This is a genomic window from Pseudomonas sp. VA159-2 (assembly GCF_024126635.1).
GTDB classification, from domain to species: Bacteria; Pseudomonadota; Gammaproteobacteria; order Pseudomonadales; family Pseudomonadaceae; genus Aquipseudomonas; species Aquipseudomonas muyukensis.
In genome coordinates this window covers 193,930-213,480 of record NZ_JAMYBV010000005.1, presented here as the reverse complement: position 1 = coordinate 213,480, position 19,551 = coordinate 193,930, and the positions used below count along the sequence as shown (strand labels likewise).

Sequence of the window (19,551 nt, the reverse complement as noted above, 5' to 3'; positions counted from 1 at the left end):
AGCATCGCGGGGCAAGCCCGCTCCCCGCCCCTTGTAGAGGCTGCGTGGGAGCGGGCTTGCCCCGCGACAGGGACAGCGCCGAATCAGCAGGTATTACTTGTCGGCGTGATACTGCGCATCAGCGGTTTCAAAGCGCGAAACCATGCTGTTCGACGGGCTGCCCAGCTTGCTCACCACAAAGATGGCGATGCTGGCGAACAGGAAGCCTGGGATGATCTCGTACAGGCCGAGGCCGACGTAGCTTTTCCACAGGATCACGGTCAGGGCACCGACGATGATGCCAGCCAGGGCACCGTTGCGGGTCATGCCTTTCCACAGTACCGAGATCAGCACCACCGGACCGAAGGCGGCACCAAAGCCAGCCCAGGCGTAGGCCACCAGGCCCAGCACGCGGTTCTCAGGATTGGCGGCCATGGCAATGGCGATCAGCGCGACGGCCAGCACCATCATGCGCCCGACCCATACCAGCTCCTTCTGCGAAGCGTTCTTGCGCAGGAAGGCCTTGTAGAAGTCTTCGGTCAGGGCGCTGGAGCACACCAGCAGCTGGCAGCTCAGGGTGCTCATCACCGCCGCCAGGATGGCCGACAGCAGCACACCGGCGATCCACGGGTTGAACAGGATCTTGGCCAGCTCGATGAACACACGCTCGTGGTTCTCGGTGACAGGGCCCGCCAGCTCAGGATGCGCCGAGAAGTAGGCGATGCCGAAGAAGCCCACGGCGCAGGTACCGGCCAGGCACAGGATCATCCAGGTCATGGAGATGCGACGGGCGTTGGCGATCGACTTGACCGAGTCGGCGGCCATGAAGCGCGCCAGGATGTGCGGCTGGCCGAAGTAGCCCAGGCCCCAGCCCATCAGCGAGATGATGCCGATGAAGGTGGCGCCCTTGAACATGTCGAAGTGCGCCGGGTTGACCACCTCGATGGCCGCGAAGGTCTGGTCGAAGCCACCGGTGGAGATCAGCACGATCACCGGGGTCAGGATCAGCGCGAAGATCATCAGCGAAGCCTGCACGGTGTCGGTCCAGCTCACCGCCAGGAAGCCACCGACGAAGGTGTAGGCGATGGTCGCCGCGGCACCGGCCCACAGGGCGGTCTCGTACGGCATGCCAAAGGTGCTTTCGAACAGGCGAGCGCCGGCGACGATGCCGGAAGCGCAATAGATGGTGAAGAACACCAGGATGACGATGGCCGAGATGATGCGCAGCAGGCCGGTCTTGTCTTCGAAGCGGCTGGCGAAGTAGTCCGGCAGGGTCAGGGCGTCACCGTTGTGCTCGGTCTGCACGCGCAGGCGGCCGGCGACGAACAGCCAGTTCAGGTAGGCGCCGACGGTCAGGCCGATGGCGATCCAGGCCTCGGAAAGGCCCGCGAAGTAAATGGCGCCCGGCAGGCCCATCAACAGCCAGCCGCTCATGTCCGATGCGCCGGCGGAAAGCGCGGTGACCACGCTGCCGAGACTACGGCCGCCGAGAATATAGTCAGAGAGGTTCTTGGTGGAGCGATAGGCGGCGAAGCCGATCAGCACCATTGCCGCGATGTAGATCACGAAGGTGATCGTTAGTGGATTGCCCATGAGTTGTGCCCTGGCGTTGTTTTTATCTCTTGCAGCCGCCATGCAGCAGACGGTTGCACCCAGGCGGCGCATCCTATGCAACAACATGAATCAGGTGCAACCATTTTTCATTTGCAAGTTGCACCCGACCCTGCATTTTCAGAAAAAACCCTTTTCTTGCTCCCTTTCGGAGCAAAAACAGCCTTCTTCATACTTAAATGCACCAAAAACGACCTTTTCGGCTGTTCAGAAACCCCCTTCAGACGAGTTGCACCCAAGGCGCGAAAAATTCGGGTTGCACCCGGTTGCACCCCGATTGTCCTACAGGCTAATCTTGCCCACAGCTTAGGCCACATCCGTGGCCAATAACGAGGATAAGAAATGGCGACGACCACCCTTGGGGTCAAACTCGACGACCCGACCCGTGAGCGACTCAAAGCAGCTGCGCAGTCCATCGACCGCACGCCGCACTGGTTGATCAAGCAAGCGATCTTCAACTATCTCGAGAAGCTCGAGGGTGGCGCCACCCTGAACGACCTCAACGGCCACGCCAGCGCGGCCGGCGACGACGCCGGCGAAGTGCCAGCCGACCACGCCCACCAGTGCTTCCTGGAATTCGCCGAAAGCATCCTGCCACAGTCGGTGCTGCGCTCGGCGATCACCGCCGCCTACCGCCGCCCCGAGCAGGAAGTGGTGCCGATGCTGCTGGAGCAGGCGCGTCTGCCGGCCGCGCAGGCAGACGCCACCAACAAGCTGGCCGCAGGCCTGGCCGACAAACTGCGCAACCAGAAGAGCGCCGGCGGCCGTGCCGGCATCGTCCAGGGCCTGTTGCAGGAGTTCTCGCTGTCCTCGCAAGAAGGCGTGGCGCTGATGTGCCTGGCCGAAGCCCTGCTGCGCATCCCCGACAAAGGCACCCGCGACGCGCTGATCCGCGACAAGATCAGCACCGGCAACTGGCAGCCGCACCTGGGCAACAGCCCGTCGCTGTTCGTCAACGCCGCCACCTGGGGCCTGCTGCTGACCGGTAAGCTGGTCAGCACCCACAACGAAGCCGGCCTGACCTCCTCGCTCACCCGCATCATCGGCAAGAGCGGCGAACCGATGATCCGCAAGGGCGTCGACATGGCCATGCGCCTGATGGGCGAGCAGTTCGTCACCGGCGAGACCATCGCCGAGGCCTTGGCCAACGCCAGCAAGTTCGAAGCCAAGGGCTTCCGCTACAGCTACGACATGCTCGGCGAAGCCGCGCTGACCGAGCACGACGCGCAGAAATACCTGGCCTCCTACGAGCAGGCGATCCACTCGATCGGCAAGGCCTCGCACGGGCGTGGCATCTATGAAGGCCCAGGCATCTCGATCAAGCTCTCGGCCCTGCACCCGCGCTACAGCCGCGCCCAGTACGAGCGCGTGATGAACGAGCTGTACCCGCGCCTGCTGTCGCTGACCCTGCTGGCCAAGCAATACGACATCGGCCTGAATATCGACGCAGAGGAAGCCGACCGCCTGGAGCTGTCGCTGGACCTGCTCGAGCGCCTGTGCTTCGAGCCGTCGCTGGCCGGCTGGAACGGTATCGGCTTCGTCATCCAGGCTTATCAGAAGCGCTGCCCGTACGTGATCGACTACGTCATCGACCTGGCCAAGCGCAGCCGCCACCGCCTGATGATCCGCCTGGTGAAGGGCGCCTACTGGGACAGCGAGATCAAGCGCGCCCAGGTCGAGGGCCTGGAAGGCTACCCGGTGTACACCCGCAAGGTGTACACCGACGTTTCCTACGTCGCCTGCGCGCGCAAGCTGCTGGCCGTGCCAGAAGCCATCTACCCGCAGTTCGCCACGCACAACGCCCACACCCTGTCGGCCATCTACACCATCGCCGGGCAGAACTACTACCCGGGCCAGTACGAGTTCCAGTGCCTGCACGGCATGGGCGAGCCGCTGTACGAGCAGGTTGTAGGCAAGGTCTCCGAAGGCAAGCTGAACCGTCCGTGCCGCGTGTACGCCCCGGTCGGCACCCACGAAACCCTGCTGGCCTACCTGGTCCGCCGCCTGCTGGAAAACGGCGCCAACACCTCGTTCGTCAACCGCATCGCCGACCATTCGATCTCGATCCAGGAACTGGTCGCCGACCCGGTCGCCAGCATCGAGCGCATGGGCGCCCAGGAAGGCAGCATCGGCCTGCCGCACCCGCGCATTCCCATGCCGCGTGAGCTGTATGGCAACGAGCGGGCCAACTCGGCCGGCATCGACATGGCCAACGAACACCGCCTGGCGTCGCTGTCCTGCGCCCTGCTGGCAACCGCGCACAACGACTGGAAAGCCGCTCCGCTGCTGGCCTGCGCCGCCAGTGAAGAGGCCGCCGCGCCGGTACTCAACCCTGCCGACCACCGCGACATCGTCGGCCATGTGCAAGAAGCCACCGTCGCCGACGTCGACAATGCCATCCAGTGCGCGCTGAACGCCGCGCCGATCTGGCAGGCCACCCCGCCCGCCGAGCGCGCCGCGATCCTCGAACGCGCCGCCGACCTGATGGAAGCCGATATCCAGCCGCTGATGGGCCTGCTGGTGCGCGAAGCCGGCAAGACCTACGCCAATGCCATCGCCGAAGTGCGCGAGGCCGTGGACTTCCTGCGCTACTACGCGGTGCAGGCACGCAACGACCTGCGCAACGACAACTGCCGCCCGCTGGGCCCGGTGGTGTGCATCAGCCCGTGGAACTTCCCGCTGGCGATCTTCTCCGGCCAGGTGGCTGCGGCCCTGGCCGCCGGCAACCCGGTACTGGCCAAGCCCGCCGAACAGACCCCGCTGGTCGCCGCCCAGGCCGTGCGCCTGATGCTCGACGCCGGCATCCCCGAAGGCGTGCTGCAACTGCTGCCCGGCCGCGGCGAAACCGTCGGTGCCGGCCTGGTGGGTGACGAGCGCGTCAAGGGCGTGATGTTCACCGGCTCCACCGAAGTCGCCCGCCTGCTGCAACGCAACATCGCCGGACGCCTGGACAACCAGGGCCGGCCGATCCCGCTGATCGCCGAAACCGGCGGCCAGAACGCGATGATCGTCGACTCCTCGGCACTGACCGAGCAGGTGGTGATCGACGTGGTGTCCTCGGCGTTCGACAGCGCCGGCCAGCGTTGCTCGGCGCTGCGCGTGCTGTGCCTGCAGGAAGACTCCGCCGACCGCGTGATCGAAATGCTCAAGGGCGCCATGGCCGAAAGCCGCCTGGGCAACCCGGAGCGCCTGCCAGTGGACATCGGCCCGGTGATCGATGCCGAAGCCAAGGCGGGTATCGAGAAGCACATCCAGGGCATGCGCGACAAAGGCCGCGCCGTCTACCAGGTAGCCATCGCCGAGGGCGAAGAGATCAAGCGCGGCACCTTCGTGATGCCGACCCTGATCGAGCTGGAGAGCTTCGACGAGCTCAAGCGCGAGATCTTCGGCCCGGTACTGCACGTGGTGCGCTACAACCGCAAGGACCTGGACCAGTTGATCGAGCAGATCAACGCCTCCGGCTACGGCCTGACCCTGGGCGTGCACACCCGCATCGACGAGACCATCGCCAAGGTGGTGGACAACGTCAACGCCGGCAACATGTACGTCAACCGCAACATTGTCGGCGCCGTGGTCGGCGTACAGCCGTTCGGCGGTGAAGGCCTGTCGGGTACCGGCCCGAAAGCCGGCGGCCCGCTGTACCTGTACCGCCTGCTGTCGACCCGCCCGGCCGACGCCATCGCCCGCCACTTCCAGGCCGACGACGCGCGGGTTGCCGCCGACACCACCCTGCGCGACCAGCAGCTCAAGCCGCTGAACACGCTGAAGACCTGGGCTGCCAGCAGCCAGCTGAGCGACCTGGCCGCCCTGTGCGAGCAGTTTGCCGAGCAGTCGCAGAGCGGCATCAGCCGCGTGCTGCCAGGCCCGACCGGCGAGCGCAACACCTATACCGTGTTGCCACGCGAGCACGTGCTGTGCCTGGCCGACAACGAGGCCGACCTGCTGGCACAGCTGGCGGCGGTATTGGCCGTGGGCAGCACTGCACTGTTCCAGGATGGCGAGCCGGCCAAGACCGTGCGCGCTCGACTGCCCAAGGAGCTGCAAGCGAAGATCAAGCTGGTGGCCGACTGGAGCAAGGACGAGGTGGCCTTCGACGCCGTCATTCACCACGGTGATTCGGACCAACTGCGCGGTGTCTGCGAGCAGGTGGCCAAGCGCGCCGGCGCGATCGTCGGCGTGCACGGGCTGTCCAGCGGTGACCACCAGATCGCCCTGGAGCGCCTGGTGATCGAGCGTGCGGTGAGCGTGAACACGGCTGCCGCGGGCGGTAACGCCAGCCTGATGACCATCGGCTGACGCTGTCGGTCGTGGAACGAAAAAGGAGAGCTCAGGCTCTCCTTTTTTGTGAGCAACTGTCTTGCTGAGATTTCGACCTGGCACGCTCCCTGTAGGAGCGGCCTCGTGTCGCGAAAGGGCTGCGCAGCAGCCCCGGGATTTCAGCGTTGTTGCAAAGATCGCCGGGGCTGCTTTGCAGCCCATCGCGACACAAGGCCGCTCCTACAGGTTTGTCACCATCTTCAAGTCTCCCGCAGGGCTTGCCCGCGAAGAAGCCGGCACTGACAGCACAGATCTCAGTGCTCCATGCCAAGCTCGGCATCATCCATCAGCGCCTTGGCCAGGGCGCTCAGATAATGCGACGCACAGAGCAACTGGGCTTTTTATCCATGATCACGGTGATGCTCAGGTCACGCGCGTTGGCAGGGGATGCCGGGTTCGATGCAGAACAGCGGGTCGGTCATGCCTTCACCCTGGTAGTACTGGGTCTTTCCGCCCAAAACCTTACCTTTTAAACCCATATCACCCGGACCAATTAACCTGTCCCCTGCCCAGCCCCCCACCTAGACTGGCGACATCCCGAACCAGGAATGCCGCCATGTCCGAGCAACTCCTCAGCAGCCGCAACCTCGCCTTCGAGCTCTACGAAGTCCTCGACGCCGAGGCCCTGACCCAGCGCCCGCGCTTCGCCGAGCACAGCCGCGAGACCTTCGACGCGGCACTGGCCACCGCCCGCACCATCGCCGAAAAGTACTTCGCCCCGCACAACCGCAAGGCCGACGAAAACGAGCCGCGCTACGTGGACGGCCGCGCCGAGCTGATCCCGGACGTGAAACCTGCGGTGGATGCCTTCCTCGAAGCGGGCTTCCTCAATGCCAACCGCGACTTCGACGTCGGCGGCATGCAGTTGCCCAGCCTGCTATCGCAAGCCTGCTTCGCCCACTTCCAGGCCGCCAACGCCGGCACCACGGCCTACCCGTTCCTGACCATGGGCGCGGCCAACCTGATCGAAAGCTTCGGCAGCGACGAGCAGAAGCGGCTGTTCCTGCAGCCGATGATCGAGGGCCGCTATTACGGCACCATGGCCCTGACCGAGCCCCATGCCGGCTCGTCGCTGGCCGATATCCGCACCCGCGCCGAACCCGCAGGCGACGGCAGCTACCGGCTCAAGGGCAACAAGATCTTCATCTCCGGCGGCGACCACGAGTTGTCGGAGAACATCGTGCACATGGTGCTGGCCAAACTGCCGGACGCACCGCCCGGGGTGAAGGGCATCTCGCTGTTCATCGTGCCCAAGTACCTGGTCAACGCCGACGCCAGCCTGGGCCCGCGCAACGACGTGGTGCTGGCCGGGCTGTTCCACAAGATGGGCTGGCGCGGCACCACCTCCACCGCGCTGAACTTCGGCGACAATGGCCAGTGCGTCGGCTACCTGGTCGGCCAGCCGCACCAGGGCCTGGCCTGCATGTTCCAGATGATGAACGAGGCGCGCATCGGCGTCGGCATGGGCGCGGTGATGCTCGGCTATGCCGGCTACCTGTATTCGCTGGACTACGCCCGCCAGCGCCCCCAAGGGCGCCTGCCGGACAACAAGGACCCGCACAGCCCGGCAGTGCCGATCATCGAACACAGCGACGTGAAACGCATGCTGCTGGCGCAGAAGGCCTACGTCGAAGGCGCCTTCGACCTCGGCTTGTACGCCGCCCGGCTGTTCGACGACAGCCACACCGCGACGGATGCCGACGCCCGTCGCCAGGCCCAGGAGCTGCTCGACCTGCTCACCCCCATCGTCAAGTCTTGGCCCTCGGCCTACTGCCTGAAGGCCAACGAACTGGCGATCCAGATCCTCGGCGGCCACGGCTACACCCGTGAATACCCGGTCGAGCAGTACTACCGTGACAATCGCCTCAACCCGATCCACGAAGGTACCGAGGGCATCCAGTCCCTCGACCTGCTCGGGCGCAAGCTGGCGCAGAGCGACGGCGCCGGCCTCAAGCAGCTGATCCGCCATATCGCCGCCACCTGCGAGCGTGCCAGCCGGCACCCCAGCCTCGACCCGCTGCGCCAGCCGCTGGAACAACTGGTCAACCGCCTGCAAGGCGTGACCCTGGCCCTGCTCGGCGACCTGGCCCAGGGCAAGGTCGCCGGCGCCCTGGCCAACTCGGCGCTGTACCTGAGGGTGTTCGGCCACTGCGTGATCGGCTGGCGTTGGCTGGAACAGGCCATCCATGCCGAGGTTGGCCTGCTCAAGGGCAGCGACCGCGACTTCTACCAGGGCAAGCTGCAGGCCGCGCGTTATTTCCTCACCTGGGAGGTGCCGGGCTGCCATAATGACCTCGCGTTGCTCGAGGCCCGCGACGACACTTGCCTCGCAATGCAAGAGGGGTGGTTCTAGGGGGAGCCACCGCGCACACGGAGGTTCCCGCATGTTCGATTCCAGCGCCCTGCTGCGCCAGCGCTTCGCCGCGCTGCGCAGCACGGCCGAAGTGTTCTCGCTTCGCCATGTGAAGCAATCGCACCAGTCCCTGTCGGTTCGGCGCAACGTCGCCGAACCGCCGTACTTCAGCCGCGACGAGGGCGCCATGCTCACCGTGCGGGTCGCGGGCGTCGAGGCCTACGCAGCCACCGCCGACCTGTCGCAGGGCGGCCTGCAAAGGGCCTTGCAACAGGCCGAGGCACTGGCCCGGCAGATCAAGGCCCACAGCCTGCTCGACCTCAGCGGCCAGCCCGCGCCGAGCGCGCGCCACGACCATGTCTCGCCCAACTTCGAGCAAGCCCTGCCCAACCTCGCCGACTGCCTTGAGCTGCTCGCCGCCGAATCGGCCAGCGTGCCCAAGGACGTACGCCTGGTGGACTGGCAGGCGAGCCTGGGCATCAGCCTGGTCGAACAGACCTACCTGAACTCCGCCGGCGCCGAGCTGCGCCATGCCCAGCGCTTCATCTACCCAGGCCTGGGCGTCACCGCCAGCAATGGCCAGGACAGCCAGAGCCGTACCCTGGGCCGCGACAACTTCGGCCAGCAGGGTGGTTTCGAGGTGATCGAGCGCTGCGGCCTGATCGGCGCGGCCCGACGCGTGGCTGACGAGGCCTTGCAACTGCTGCTGGCACCGAACACCCCGAGCGGCCGCCGCGACCTGCTGTTGATGCCCGACCAGATGATGCTGCAGATCCACGAATCCATCGGCCATCCGCTGGAAATGGACCGCATTCTCGGCGACGAGCGCAACTACGCCGGCACCAGCTTCGTCAAGGCCAGCGACTTCGGCCACCTGCAATACGGCTCGAAACTGCTCAACGTGACCTTCGACCCGACCATCCACGAGGAACTGGCCAGCTACAGCTTCGACGACGACGGTACCCCGGCCAGCAAGCAGTTCCTGATCCGTGATGGCCTGCTGGTGCGCCCCCTGGGTGGCGCCCTCTCGCAACTGCGCTCGGGCCTGGACGGCGTCGCCAACAGCCGCGCCTGCAGCTGGAACCGCGCGCCCATCGACCGCATGGCCAACCTCAACATCGAGCCGGGCGAGCAGTCGCTGGAGCAACTGATCGCTGGTATCGAACACGGCATCCTCATGCGCACCAACCGCTCCTGGTCCATCGACGACGCACGCAACAAGTTCCAGTTCGGTTGCGAGTGGGGCCAACTGATCGAAAACGGCGAGCTCAAGGGCATCGTCAAGAACCCGAACTACCGCGGCATCTCCGCCGACTTCTGGCGCAACCTGTCGGCGGTCGGCGATCGCAGCACCTTCCAGGTGCTCGGCACACCCAACTGCGGCAAGGGCGAGCCCAACCAGGTGGTGCGGGTCGGCCATGCCTCGCCGGCCTGCGTATTCCGCCAGATCGACGTATTCGGGGGAGACGCCTGATGAGCACTTATCAACAACGTTTCGAAGAACTGCTCGGCGCCCTGCGTGGCGCCGTGGCGGCAGATGAACAGTTCACCCTCGGCTACAGCGCCGAGCACTCGCAGTTCGTGCGCCTGAACCACGCCAAGGTGCGCCAGGCCGGGCTGGTCAGCCAGGCCAGCGTACAGCTGCGGCTGGTGCGCGAAGGCCGCCAGGCCGAGCAGCACATCACCCTGGGCGACGATGCCAGGCTCGACCGCCAGCGCCTGCAGGAGGGCCTCGAGCAACTGCGCCAGACCCTGGCGCTGCTGCCGCTCGACCCCTACCTGAGCCTCGACGAAAGCGCCTGGCACAGCCACAGTCTGCTGCAGCCGACGCTGCCTGAGCTAGACGAAGTGCTGGCCTTGATCGCGCGCGAAGCCGGCGACCTGGACCTGGTCGGCATCTATGCCGCCGGCCCCATCTGCCGGGGTTTCGCCAGCTCCTTCGGCGCCTTCGGCTGGCACCAGGCCAACAGCTTCAACATCGACTGGAGCCTGTTCCATGGCAATGGCCAGGCGGTCAAAGCCAACTATGCCGGCCAGCACTGGAGCGCCGAGGCCTTCGTCGCGCGCCTGCGCCAGGCCCGCGAGCAGCTTGCGCATCTCGGCCGCCCGGCGATCACCCTCAAGCCCGGCAGCTACCGCGCCTACCTGGCCCCGGCGGCGATGGACGAGATTGCCGGCATGCTCGGCTGGGGCGGCTTCTCGGCCCAGGCCCTGGCCACCGGCAACAGCCCGCTGCAGCGCCTGTACAACGGCGATGCGCGGCTGAGCCCGCTGGTGAGTTTCAGCGAACAGGTCAGCGGCTCGCTGAGCCCGGCGTTCTCCGATGAAGGCTCGCCGCGCCGCGACTTGCCGCTGATTGGCGAGGGCCAGGCGCGGGAGCGTCTGGTCAGCGCCCGCAGCGCCGCCGAGTTCGCCCTGCAGGCCAATGGCGCCGACAGCTACGAATCGCCCTGCGCGCTGAGCCTGGCGCCGGGCAACCTGGCCAGCAGGCAAATCCTCGAGCGCCTGGGCACCGGCCTGTACATCAGCAACCTCTGGTACCTGAATTACTCGGACCTGCCAGCGGCACGCATGACCGGCCTGACCCGCTTCGCCACCTTCTGGGTGGAGAACGGGCAGATCCAGGGGCCGGTGAGCACTATGCGCTTCGACGACAGCCTGTACAACCTGCTGGGCAGCCAGCTGGAGGACCTGACCCAGGAACGCGAGATGATCCTGTCGAGCAGCACCTACAGCGAGCGCAGCACCGGGTCGAGTCATCTGCCTGGGGCGCTGGTCAAAGGGCTGACCCTGACCTTGTGATCGGCAGGATCGAGCTGTTCGCCGGCAAGCCGGCGAACAGCTCGGAACGCACAACAGGAGAGGCCAATGCCCGATCGTGCCCCGCTGGACCCCGTCACCGCCCGCTGGATCCCCTGGGTGGTGGCCATCGCCTTCTTCATGCAGTCGCTGGACGGCACCATCCTCAACACCGCGCTGCCGGCCATGGCGCGCTCGCTGGCCGAGGACCCGCTGCGCATGCAGGGGGTGATCATCGCCTACATGCTTACCGTGGCCCTGCTGATCCCGGCCTCGGGCTGGATCGCCGACCGCTTCGGCACCAAGCGCATCTTCTTTTGCGCCATCCTGCTGTTCAGCTTCGGCTCGCTGCTGTGCGCCATGGCCAACAGCCTCGGCTTGCTGATCTTCGCCCGGGTGGTGCAAGGCCTGGGCGGCGCGCTGATGCTGCCGGTCGGGCGCCTGGTGGTGTTGCGCGCCTACCCGCGCAGCGAACTGGTGCGGATCATGAGCTTCATCACCATCCCCGGCCTGCTCGGCCCGTTGCTTGGCCCGACCCTCGGCGGCTGGCTGGTGGAGATCCTCACCTGGCACTGGATCTTCCTGCTCAACCTGCCGGTGGGTGCCCTGGGCTGCTATGCAGTGTGGAAGTTCATCCCCGACCTGCGCGGCAGCGAGCGCACCCGTTTCGATACCCCCGGCTTCCTGCTGTTCGGCGCGGCGATGGTGCTGATCACCATCGCCATGGAGGGCCTGGGCGAACTGCACCTGCCGCACCTGCGGGTGATGCTGCTGCTGTTCGCCGGCATGGCCTGCCTGGCCGCCTACTGGCTGCGCGCCGGGCGTGATCCGGAGCCGCTGTTCTCGCCGCAGTTGTTTCGCGTGCGCACCTTCGCCATCGGCATCCTCGGCAACCTGTTCGCGCGCCTGGGCAGCGGCGCGTTGCCGTTCCTGGTGCCGTTGCTGCTACAGGTGGCGCTGGGTTACTCGCCGGCCCAGGCCGGCATGAGCATGATCCCGCTGGCGGCGGCGGCGATGCTTGCCAAGTCGGTGGCCAGGCCGCTGATCGAGCGCCTGGGCTACCGCATCGTGCTCACCGGCAACACCCTGCTGCTGGGCATGCTGCTGGCCAGCCTGGGCCTGGTCGACGGGCAGACGCCCTATGCCGTGCTGCTGGTGCAATTGGCGCTACTGGGGGCAGTGAACTCGATGCAGTTCACGGCGATGAACACCGTGACCCTGATCGACCTGGACGACGCCAGCGCCAGCAGCGGCAACAGCCTGCTGTCGGTGGTCGCGCAACTGTCGCTGAGCCTGGGCGTGGCCTGCGCCGGCGCGCTACTCGGGGGGTTCACCGCCGCCGGCAGCGCCGAAGGCGTGGAAAGCACCCTGGGGGCGTTCCAGCTGACCTTCGTCACCATCGGCGTAATGGCCATGCTGGCGGCGGCGATCTTCCTGCAACTGGCGCCGACAGACGGAAGGCGCGCCCGTCGTCCGGAACATCACGTCGAGTCGTAGGGCGAATGGCCATGAGGCTGGTAGACTGTGCGGCATTTTTCGCTTCGCAGCAGGCCCGCCTCGTGACCGTTGAAACCACCGCCTTTGCCACCCTCCCGCTGTCCGCCGCCATGCTGGCCAACCTGGACGCCCTGGGCTATGCCTCGATGACGCCGATCCAGGCCCAGAGCCTGCCGGTCATCCTCAAGGGCCAGGACCTGATCGCCCAGGCCAAGACCGGCAGCGGCAAGACCGCGGCCTTCGGCATCGGCCTGCTCAACCCGATCAACCCGCGCTACTTCGGCTGCCAGGCCCTGGTGCTGTGCCCAACCCGGGAGCTGGCCGACCAGGTGGCCAAGGAACTGCGCCGCCTGGCCCGCGCCGAGGACAACATCAAGATCCTCACCCTGTGCGGCGGCGTTTCGCTGGGCCCGCAGATCGCCTCGCTGGAGCACGGCGCGCATATCATCGTCGGCACCCCAGGGCGCATCCAGCAACACCTGGACAAGGGCACCCTGGTGCTCGACGGGCTCAACACCCTGGTGCTCGACGAAGCCGACCGCATGCTCGACATGGGCTTCTTCGACGCCATCGCCGCGATCATCGGCAAGACCCCGTCGCGCCGCCAGACCCTGCTGTTCTCGGCCACCTACCCAGCCGGCATCGAGCAATTGGCCAAGGACTTCATGCGCCAGCCGCAGCAGGTCAAGGTCGAGGCGCTGCACAGCGATAGCCAGATCGAGCAGCGCTTCATCGAGATCGACCCACAGCAGCGCCTGGAGGCGGTGACCCGCGTGCTCGGCCACTACCGCCCGCAGTCCTGCGTGGCGTTCTGCTTCACCAAGCAACAGTGCGAGGACCTGGTCGCCCACCTCACCGCCAAGGGTATCGTCGCCCAGGCCCTGCACGGCGACCTGGAGCAGCGCGACCGCGACCAGGTGCTGACCCTGTTCGCCAACCGCAGCAGCTCGGTGCTGGTGGCCACCGACGTCGCCGCCCGCGGCCTGGACATCGACGGGCTGGACCTGGTGATCAACGTCGAGCTGGCCCGTGACGCCGAGATCCACGTGCACCGCGTCGGCCGTACCGGCCGCGCCGGCGAGAAGGGCGTGGCGATCAGCCTGGTGGCCCCGGCCGAGGGCCACCGCGCCCAGGCCATCGAGGACCTGCAGAACAAGCCGCTGCGCTGGGAACAGCTGGACAACCTCAAGAGCAAGGGCGGCGAGCCGCTGCTGCCACCGATGACCACCCTGTGCATCGGCGCCGGGCGCAAGGACAAGCTGCGCCCGGGCGACATCCTCGGGGCGCTGACCGGCGATGCCGGGCTGCCGGGCAAGCAGGTGGGCAAGATCGCCATCTTCGACTTCGTGGCGTTCGTGGCTGTGGAGCGGGCGGTGGCCAAGCAGGCCATGCAGCGCCTGAACAGCGGCAAGATCAAGGGCCGGGCCCTGAAAGTCCGTATCGTCTGACCTATTTTGGGGTCGCTTCGCGACCCTTTCGCGACACAAGGCCGCTCCTACAGGGGATCGCATATTCCTGTAGGAGCGGCCTTGTGTCGCGAAAGGGCTGCACAGCAGCCCCGGCAATTCCGAAGAGGTAACACCGTGCATTCCACCGACGTGATCATCCTCGGCGCCGGCGCCGCCGGCCTGATGTGCGCCCTGCTCAGCGCCCAGCGCGGGCGCCGGGTACTGGTGCTCGACCACGCCAACAAGCCGGGCAAGAAGATCCTCATGTCCGGCGGCGGGCGCTGCAACTTCACCAATATGTACACCGAGCCCGCCAACTTCCTCTCGCACAACCCGCACTTCTGCAAGTCGGCGCTGGCCCGCTACACCCAGTGGGACTTCATCGAGCTGGTAGGCAAGCACGGCGTGCCGTACCACGAGAAGAAGCTCGGCCAGCTGTTCTGCGACAACAAGTCCAGCGACATCCTCGACATGCTCCTGGCCGAGTGCGACCAGGCCGGCGCCGAGCTGCGCATGAACACCAGCATCGACAAGATCGAAAAGACCGAGGCCGGCTACACCCTGCAGACCAGCGCCGGGCCATTCGCCTGCCAGTCGCTGGTGATCGCCACCGGCGGCCTGTCGATCCCCACGCTTGGCGCCAGCGGCTTCGGCTACCAGGTGGCCCGCCAGTTCGGCCACGAACTGCTGCCGACCCGCGCCGGGCTGGTGCCGTTCACCATCACCGAGCCCCAGCTCAAGGCACTGTGCACCGAGCTGTCGGGCACCTCGCTGGACTGCGTCGCCAGCTGCAATGGCACGAGCTTCCGTGAAAACCTGCTGTTCACCCACCGCGGCCTGAGCGGCCCGGCGATCCTGCAGATCTCGTCGTTCTGGGAGGCCGGCGACACCGTTGAGATCAACCTGCTGCCCGACCGCGACGCGCTGGAGTGGCTGCAAGGCCAGCAGGCCGAGCGCCCCAACAGCGAGCTGAAGACCGTGCTGGGCGAGGTGTTCACCCGCAAGCTGGCCAACCTGCTGGCCGAGCAGTGGTTCGTTTCGAAACCGCTGAAGCAGTACACACCGGCAGAATTGACCCAGGTCGCCGAGCAACTGTCGGCCTGGCAGGTGGTCCCGGCCGGCACCGAAGGCTATCGCACCGCCGAGGTCACGCTCGGTGGCGTGGACACCCGCGAAGTGTCGTCCAAGACCATGGAATCGCTGAAAAGCCCGGGGCTGTACTTCATCGGCGAGGTGCTGGATGTCAGCGGGCACCTGGGGGGCTTCAACTTCCAGTGGGCCTGGGCATCGGCCAACGCGGCGGCGCAGTTCGTCTAAGGTAGAATCCATTCAGCAGCACGGAACGCTTCTTGCTGGTCTGTGCTGGAGCGCCATTTTTTGGGGCTGCTGCGCAGCCCTTTCGCGACCCAAGGCCGCTCCTACAGAGGGACCCGATCTCCTGTAGGAGCGGCCTTGGGCCGCGAAAGAGCCGCACAGCGGCCCCAAGCGGCCTCGAAGGTATTCAACCGATCTCAGCCCAGGGCCATCATGTCATCGAGCTCGTTCCGCCATTCATTGCGTCGCCTGTGGGGCCAAGACAAGTTCAGCTACGCCATCCGCGTGACCATCGCCCTGACCGGCAGCATGGCCTGGTGCTGGTACCAGAACGAGATGAGCCTGTTGATCCCGTTGTTCCTCGGCATCATCGCCAGCGCCCTGGCCGAGACCGACGACGGCTGGCAAGGCCGCCTGAGCGCCCTGGCCGTGACCCTGGTGTGCTTCGCCATCGCCGCGCTGTCGGTGGAGTTGCTGTTCCCCTACCCCTGGATCTTCGCCGTTGCCCTGGCCCTGGCGGCCTTCGGCCTGACCATGCTCGGCGCCCTGGGCGAGCGCTACGGGGCGATCGCCTCGGCCACGCTGATCCTCTCGGTGTACACCATGATCGGTGTCGACCAGCGCGGCGGCCAGGTCAGCGACTTCTGGCACGAACCCTTGCTGCTGGTGGCTGGCGCGGCCTGGTATGGGCTGCTGTCGGTGTTGTGGCAGGCGCTGTTCTCCAACCAGCCGGTGCAGCAGAGCCTGGCCAAGCTGTTTTTCGAGCTGGGCAGCTACCTCAAGCTCAAGGCCAGCCTGTTCGAGCCGGTGCGCACCCTCGACGTCGAGGCCACTCGCCTGGAGCTGGCCCGGCAGAACGGCAAGGTGGTGGCGGCGCTCAACGCCGCCAAGGAAATCATCCTGCACCGGGTCGGCAACAGCCAGCCCAACTCCAAGGTCAGCCGCTACCTCAAGCTGTATTTCCTGGCCCAGGACATCCATGAACGGGTGAGCGCCTCGCACTATCCGTACAACGCCCTGACCGACGCCTTCTTCCACAGCGACGTGATGTTCCGTTGCCAGCGCCTGCTGCGCAAACAGGGCGCGTCGTGCCAGGAGCTGGCCCGCTCGATCCGCCTGCGCCAGCCGTTCGTGCTGGCCAGCGGCTACCCCGAAGCCCTGGAAGACCTCAACGCCTCGCTGGAACACCTGCGCACCCAGCACAACCCGGCCTGGCGCGGCCTGCTGCGCTCGCTGCGCGCCCTGGCCGCCAACCTGTCGACCCTGGACCGCCTGCTCAGCGCCGCGAGCAACCCCGACAGCCTGGCCGACGCCAGCGACAGCAGCCTGCTCGATCGCTCGCCGCGCACCCTCACCGACGTGTGGAAGCGCCTGCGCACCCAGCTGACGCCGACCTCGCTGCTGTTCCGCCACGCCCTGCGCCTGTCGCTGGCGTTGTCGGTGGGCTACGGCATGGTGCACCTGATCCACCCCACCCAGGGCTACTGGATCATCCTCACCACGCTGTTCGTCTGCCAGCCCAACTACGGGGCGACCCGGCGCAAACTGGTGCAGCGTATCTTCGGCACCGCCGTTGGCCTGACCGTGGGCTGGGCGCTGTTCGACCTGTTCCCCAACCCGCTGGTGCAATCGGCGTTCGCCGTGGTGGCCGGCGTGGTGTTCTTCGTCAACCGCACTACCCGCTACACCCTGGCCACCGCCGCGATCACCCTGATGGTGCTGTTCTGCTTCAACCAGATCGGCGATGGCTACGGGCTGTTCCTGCCACGCCTGTTCGATACCCTGGTCGGCAGCCTGATCGCCATCCTCGCGGTGTTCCTGTTCCTGCCCGACTGGCAAGGCCGCCGGCTCAACAAGGTATTGGCCAACACCCTGGCCTGCGCCAGCGAATACCTGCGCCAGATCATGCAGCAATACGCCCACGGCAAGCGCGACGACCTCGCCTACCGCCTGGCCCGGCGCAACGCGCACAACGCCGATGCGGCGCTGTCGACCACCCTGGCCAACATGCTGATGGAGCCCGGGCACTTCCGCAAGGAGGCCGACGTGGGCTTCCGCTTCCTGGTGCTGTCGCACACCCTGCTCAGCTATTTGTCGGGGTTGGGCGCGCACCGCGACACCGCGCTGCCGGCAGAGGTGCACGAGCAGTTGCTCGATGGCGCCGGGAAGACCCTGGCGTCGAGCCTCGACGAGATCGCCAATGGCTTGGCGGCGCGGCTACCGGTGGCGATCTACAGCGATGCCGAGGAAGCGCTGGCCAACGCCCTGGAACAGATGCCGGAGGAGCTGGACGAGCATCAACGGCTGGTGCAGACGCAACTGGCGCTGATCTGCCGGCAGTTGGGGCCATTGCGCACCCTGGCCGGGCACCTGATCAAGGAAAACACCGCCAGCTGAATACGCCCTGCCGGGGCCAGCCTTGCTGGCGAGCGCCGGCCCGCTCAGAAGCCATGTTGGCGCAGCAACCGGGCGTAACTGCCATCGGCCTTCATCGTGGCGATGGCCTTCTCGAAACGCGCCACGATCTCCTGGTGCTGCGGGTGCTTGAGGCTGACCAGGATGTGCAGGCTGTTCTCCCCTAACGGCGGCTCGACGAATGCGACGCCTTCACGCACCTCCTGCGGCTCGCGCTGCAAGTTGTAGCGGGCCACATACTCATCCTCCACCGCCAGGTTGACCCGCCCGGCCGCCAGCATGCGCACCGCCGACGAGAAATTGCGCACCGCCACCTTGTTCAGGCGCGCGTCGCTGTCGAACTCAGGGGAATAGGCGTAATCGCGCACCACCGCGATGCTGTAGGGATACAGATCGGCCTGGTGCTGATAGGCGAACGTCTCGCCCTGGCGCTTGAGCAGGCGAATGCGATTGACCAGGTAAGCGCCGGAGAACTGGCCGATCCGCTTGCGCTCATCGTTGTACCAGGCGTTGATCAGCACGTCGTAGCGCCCTTCGCCGACGCCCATCAGCGCCCGGGCCCAGGGCACTTCCTCGAACTCGCTGGCATAGCCGGCGCGGCTCAGCGCCGTGGTGACGATGCTGGTGGCCAGGCCGCCGCCGGGCATTGCGCTGTCGGTGAACGGCGGCCAGCTATCGGCCACCAGCCGCAGCTTGCCCTGGGCCATGGCCGGCCCCACGCATAACAGTCCCAGTAACCCAAGAACGCAAAGCAGTGGCCGCATGCTCAAATCCTTTCGCAGTTGGGGGTCCACGCTGGTGACGGCGATCTCTAGCAACAACCTTTGCAGATTACACAAGCCGCATCCTGGCGACAGCAGACGATAGTGTCATTTAGCCTCTATTTTGGCCGAGCCGGGTACGCAGCATTGGCCCTCGTCGGGCCGGGCCGGATTTGCGATGATCGACGGTCAACCCAAGGAGTCACTGTCCATGCCTATCGAGTGGATCTGCAAGCACCATACCGACCTCACCAAGGAACAACTCTACGCCATCCTGCAACTGCGCACCGAGGTGTTCGTGGTCGAGCAGCGCTGCGCCTACCAGGAGGTCGACGGGCTCGACCTGCGTGGCGACACGCTGCACCTGATGGGCTGGGACGGCGAGCGGCTGGTGGCCTACCTGCGCCTGCTCGACCCGCAATCACAGCACGGCGAGGTGGTCATCGGGCGGGTGGTGACCGCCGCCGAGGTGCGCGATCAGAAGTTGGGGCACCCCCTGCTGCTCAAGGGGTTGGAGGCGGCCGAGCATTGCTGGCCCGGCACACCGGTGTACTTGTCCGCGCAGGCTCATCTGCAAGCGTTCTACGCCCGGCATGGTTTCGTGGTGGTGGGCGAGGAGTACCTGGAGGACGACATTCCTCATATCGGCATGCGCAAGGGTTGAAAGCGCCGGGGCGCATCGCCTACCGGCCTGTTGCAGGAGCGGCAAGACCGTTGCCCCCACCGCGACCACGCAGAGATCACGGATAGCCCAGCACATCCCTGATCTGGCGCAGGTGCTGGATGATCCACTGCTTGTCGATCGCCCCCCAGTCGCGGATCCGGTAATGCCCGGCGTGGTTGCGCGCCCCGGCCTGCTGTTCGAACTCGCAGACGATGTCCAGGTCGGCCAGGGCGGCGATGGTGTCCTGGGCGGTACGTCGCGGCATGCCGGTGGCCTCCATCAAGGCCGGCACGCTGGCGGCGGTCTGGCTGTCGATCAGCCAGGCCACGTACAGGCGGCGGTAAAAGCTGCTGCGAGTCTTGCTCACTTCCGTGGTCATGGGGTGCGTGTCCC

General features: G+C 66.4%; 12 protein-coding genes and 1 pseudogene. 9 read left to right on the top strand and 4 right to left on the bottom strand.

All coding sequences use genetic code 11. The annotated features are described in order from the left end of the window. Positions 1–93 precede the first annotated feature (93 nt). Complete coding sequence (gene putP / locus NJG22_RS07245) at positions 94–1,572, bottom strand: sodium/proline symporter PutP (RefSeq protein WP_253093400.1); 1,479 nt, start codon at positions 1,570–1,572, stop codon at positions 94–96. A gap of 360 nt (positions 1,573–1,932) precedes the next feature. Here putP and putA point away from each other — a divergent pair, with 360 nt between their 5' ends. After that, positions 1,933–5,886 carry a trifunctional transcriptional regulator/proline dehydrogenase/L-glutamate gamma-semialdehyde dehydrogenase gene (putA, locus tag NJG22_RS07240; RefSeq protein WP_253093399.1) on the top strand — a complete coding sequence of 1,318 codons (3,954 nt, stop codon included), beginning with the start codon at positions 1,933–1,935 and terminating at the stop codon, positions 5,884–5,886. A 275-nt stretch (positions 5,887–6,161) separates the two neighbouring features. On the opposite strand, the pseudogene NJG22_RS07235 reads toward putA, so the two are convergent. Further along, positions 6,162–6,386 (bottom strand): annotated as a pseudogene (locus NJG22_RS07235) (hypothetical protein). A 77-nt stretch (positions 6,387–6,463) separates the two neighbouring features. Here NJG22_RS07235 and NJG22_RS07230 point away from each other — a divergent pair. The 7 genes from NJG22_RS07230 (at position 6,464) to yccS (ending at position 17,715) form a co-directional block, all read left to right on the top strand. Further along, complete coding sequence (locus tag NJG22_RS07230; protein ID WP_253093398.1) at positions 6,464–8,260, top strand: acyl-CoA dehydrogenase; 1,797 nt, start codon at positions 6,464–6,466, stop codon at positions 8,258–8,260. Between the two features lie 31 nt (positions 8,261–8,291). Beyond that, positions 8,292–9,734, top strand: coding sequence for a TldD/PmbA family protein (locus NJG22_RS07225; RefSeq protein ID WP_253093397.1), 1,443 nt, complete (start codon positions 8,292–8,294; stop codon positions 9,732–9,734). After that, entirely contained in the window at positions 9,734–11,062 is a 1,329-nt protein-coding gene (locus tag NJG22_RS07220; RefSeq protein WP_253093396.1) for a TldD/PmbA family protein, read from the top strand. The genes NJG22_RS07225 and NJG22_RS07220 overlap by 1 nt, the downstream gene beginning before the upstream one ends. Before the next feature lie 66 nt (positions 11,063–11,128). Further along, a complete protein-coding gene (gene mdtD, locus NJG22_RS07215; RefSeq protein WP_253093395.1) occupies positions 11,129–12,556 on the top strand; it encodes a multidrug transporter subunit MdtD in 1,428 nt (475 codons plus the stop codon). Between the two features lie 11 nt (positions 12,557–12,567). Next, on the top strand, positions 12,568–14,004 hold the full coding sequence (gene dbpA, locus NJG22_RS07210; protein ID WP_217852255.1) for an ATP-dependent RNA helicase DbpA: 1,437 nt from the start codon (positions 12,568–12,570) through the stop codon (positions 14,002–14,004). Positions 14,005–14,139: 135 nt separating this feature from the next. After that, positions 14,140–15,321, top strand: coding sequence for an NAD(P)/FAD-dependent oxidoreductase (locus tag NJG22_RS07205; protein WP_253093394.1), 1,182 nt, complete (start codon positions 14,140–14,142; stop codon positions 15,319–15,321). 210 nt (positions 15,322–15,531) lie between these two features. Continuing rightward, a complete protein-coding gene (gene yccS, locus NJG22_RS07200; RefSeq protein ID WP_253093393.1) occupies positions 15,532–17,715 on the top strand; it encodes a YccS family putative transporter in 2,184 nt (727 codons plus the stop codon). 44 nt (positions 17,716–17,759) lie between these two features. Here the strand turns inward: yccS and NJG22_RS07195 are convergent, their stop codons facing one another. Then, positions 17,760–18,497: a transporter substrate-binding domain-containing protein gene (locus tag NJG22_RS07195; RefSeq protein WP_253093392.1), complete on the bottom strand. Its 738-nt coding sequence runs from the start codon at positions 18,495–18,497 to the stop codon at positions 17,760–17,762. Positions 18,498–18,705: 208 nt separating this feature from the next. Between NJG22_RS07195 and NJG22_RS07190 the strand changes: the two genes are divergently transcribed. Continuing rightward, positions 18,706–19,158 carry a GNAT family N-acetyltransferase gene (locus NJG22_RS07190; protein ID WP_253093391.1) on the top strand — a complete coding sequence of 151 codons (453 nt, stop codon included), beginning with the start codon at positions 18,706–18,708 and terminating at the stop codon, positions 19,156–19,158. A 76-nt stretch (positions 19,159–19,234) separates the two neighbouring features. Here the strand turns inward: NJG22_RS07190 and NJG22_RS07185 are convergent, their stop codons facing one another. Next, entirely contained in the window at positions 19,235–19,537 is a 303-nt protein-coding gene (locus NJG22_RS07185) for a winged helix-turn-helix domain-containing protein (protein ID WP_253093390.1), read from the bottom strand. Positions 19,538–19,551 lie beyond the last annotated feature (14 nt).

Bases quoted from the DNA above. Each gene is read 5' to 3' on its own strand.
- putP (WP_253093400.1), bottom strand. From the start codon at position 1,572: ATGGGCAATCCACTAACGATCACCTTCGTGATCTACATCGCGGCAATG.
- putA (WP_253093399.1), top strand. From the start codon at position 1,933: ATGGCGACGACCACCCTTGGGGTCAAACTCGACGACCCGACCCGTGAG.
- NJG22_RS07230 (WP_253093398.1), top strand. From the start codon at position 6,464: ATGTCCGAGCAACTCCTCAGCAGCCGCAACCTCGCCTTCGAGCTCTAC.
- NJG22_RS07225 (WP_253093397.1), top strand. From the start codon at position 8,292: ATGTTCGATTCCAGCGCCCTGCTGCGCCAGCGCTTCGCCGCGCTGCGC.
- NJG22_RS07220 (WP_253093396.1), top strand. From the start codon at position 9,734: ATGAGCACTTATCAACAACGTTTCGAAGAACTGCTCGGCGCCCTGCGT.
- mdtD (WP_253093395.1), top strand. From the start codon at position 11,129: ATGCCCGATCGTGCCCCGCTGGACCCCGTCACCGCCCGCTGGATCCCC.
- dbpA (WP_217852255.1), top strand. From the start codon at position 12,568: ATGAGGCTGGTAGACTGTGCGGCATTTTTCGCTTCGCAGCAGGCCCGC.
- yccS (WP_253093393.1), top strand. From the start codon at position 15,532: ATGTCATCGAGCTCGTTCCGCCATTCATTGCGTCGCCTGTGGGGCCAA.
- NJG22_RS07195 (WP_253093392.1), bottom strand. From the start codon at position 18,497: ATGCGGCCACTGCTTTGCGTTCTTGGGTTACTGGGACTGTTATGCGTG.
- NJG22_RS07190 (WP_253093391.1), top strand. From the start codon at position 18,706: ATGCCTATCGAGTGGATCTGCAAGCACCATACCGACCTCACCAAGGAA.
- NJG22_RS07185 (WP_253093390.1), bottom strand. From the start codon at position 19,537: ATGACCACGGAAGTGAGCAAGACTCGCAGCAGCTTTTACCGCCGCCTG.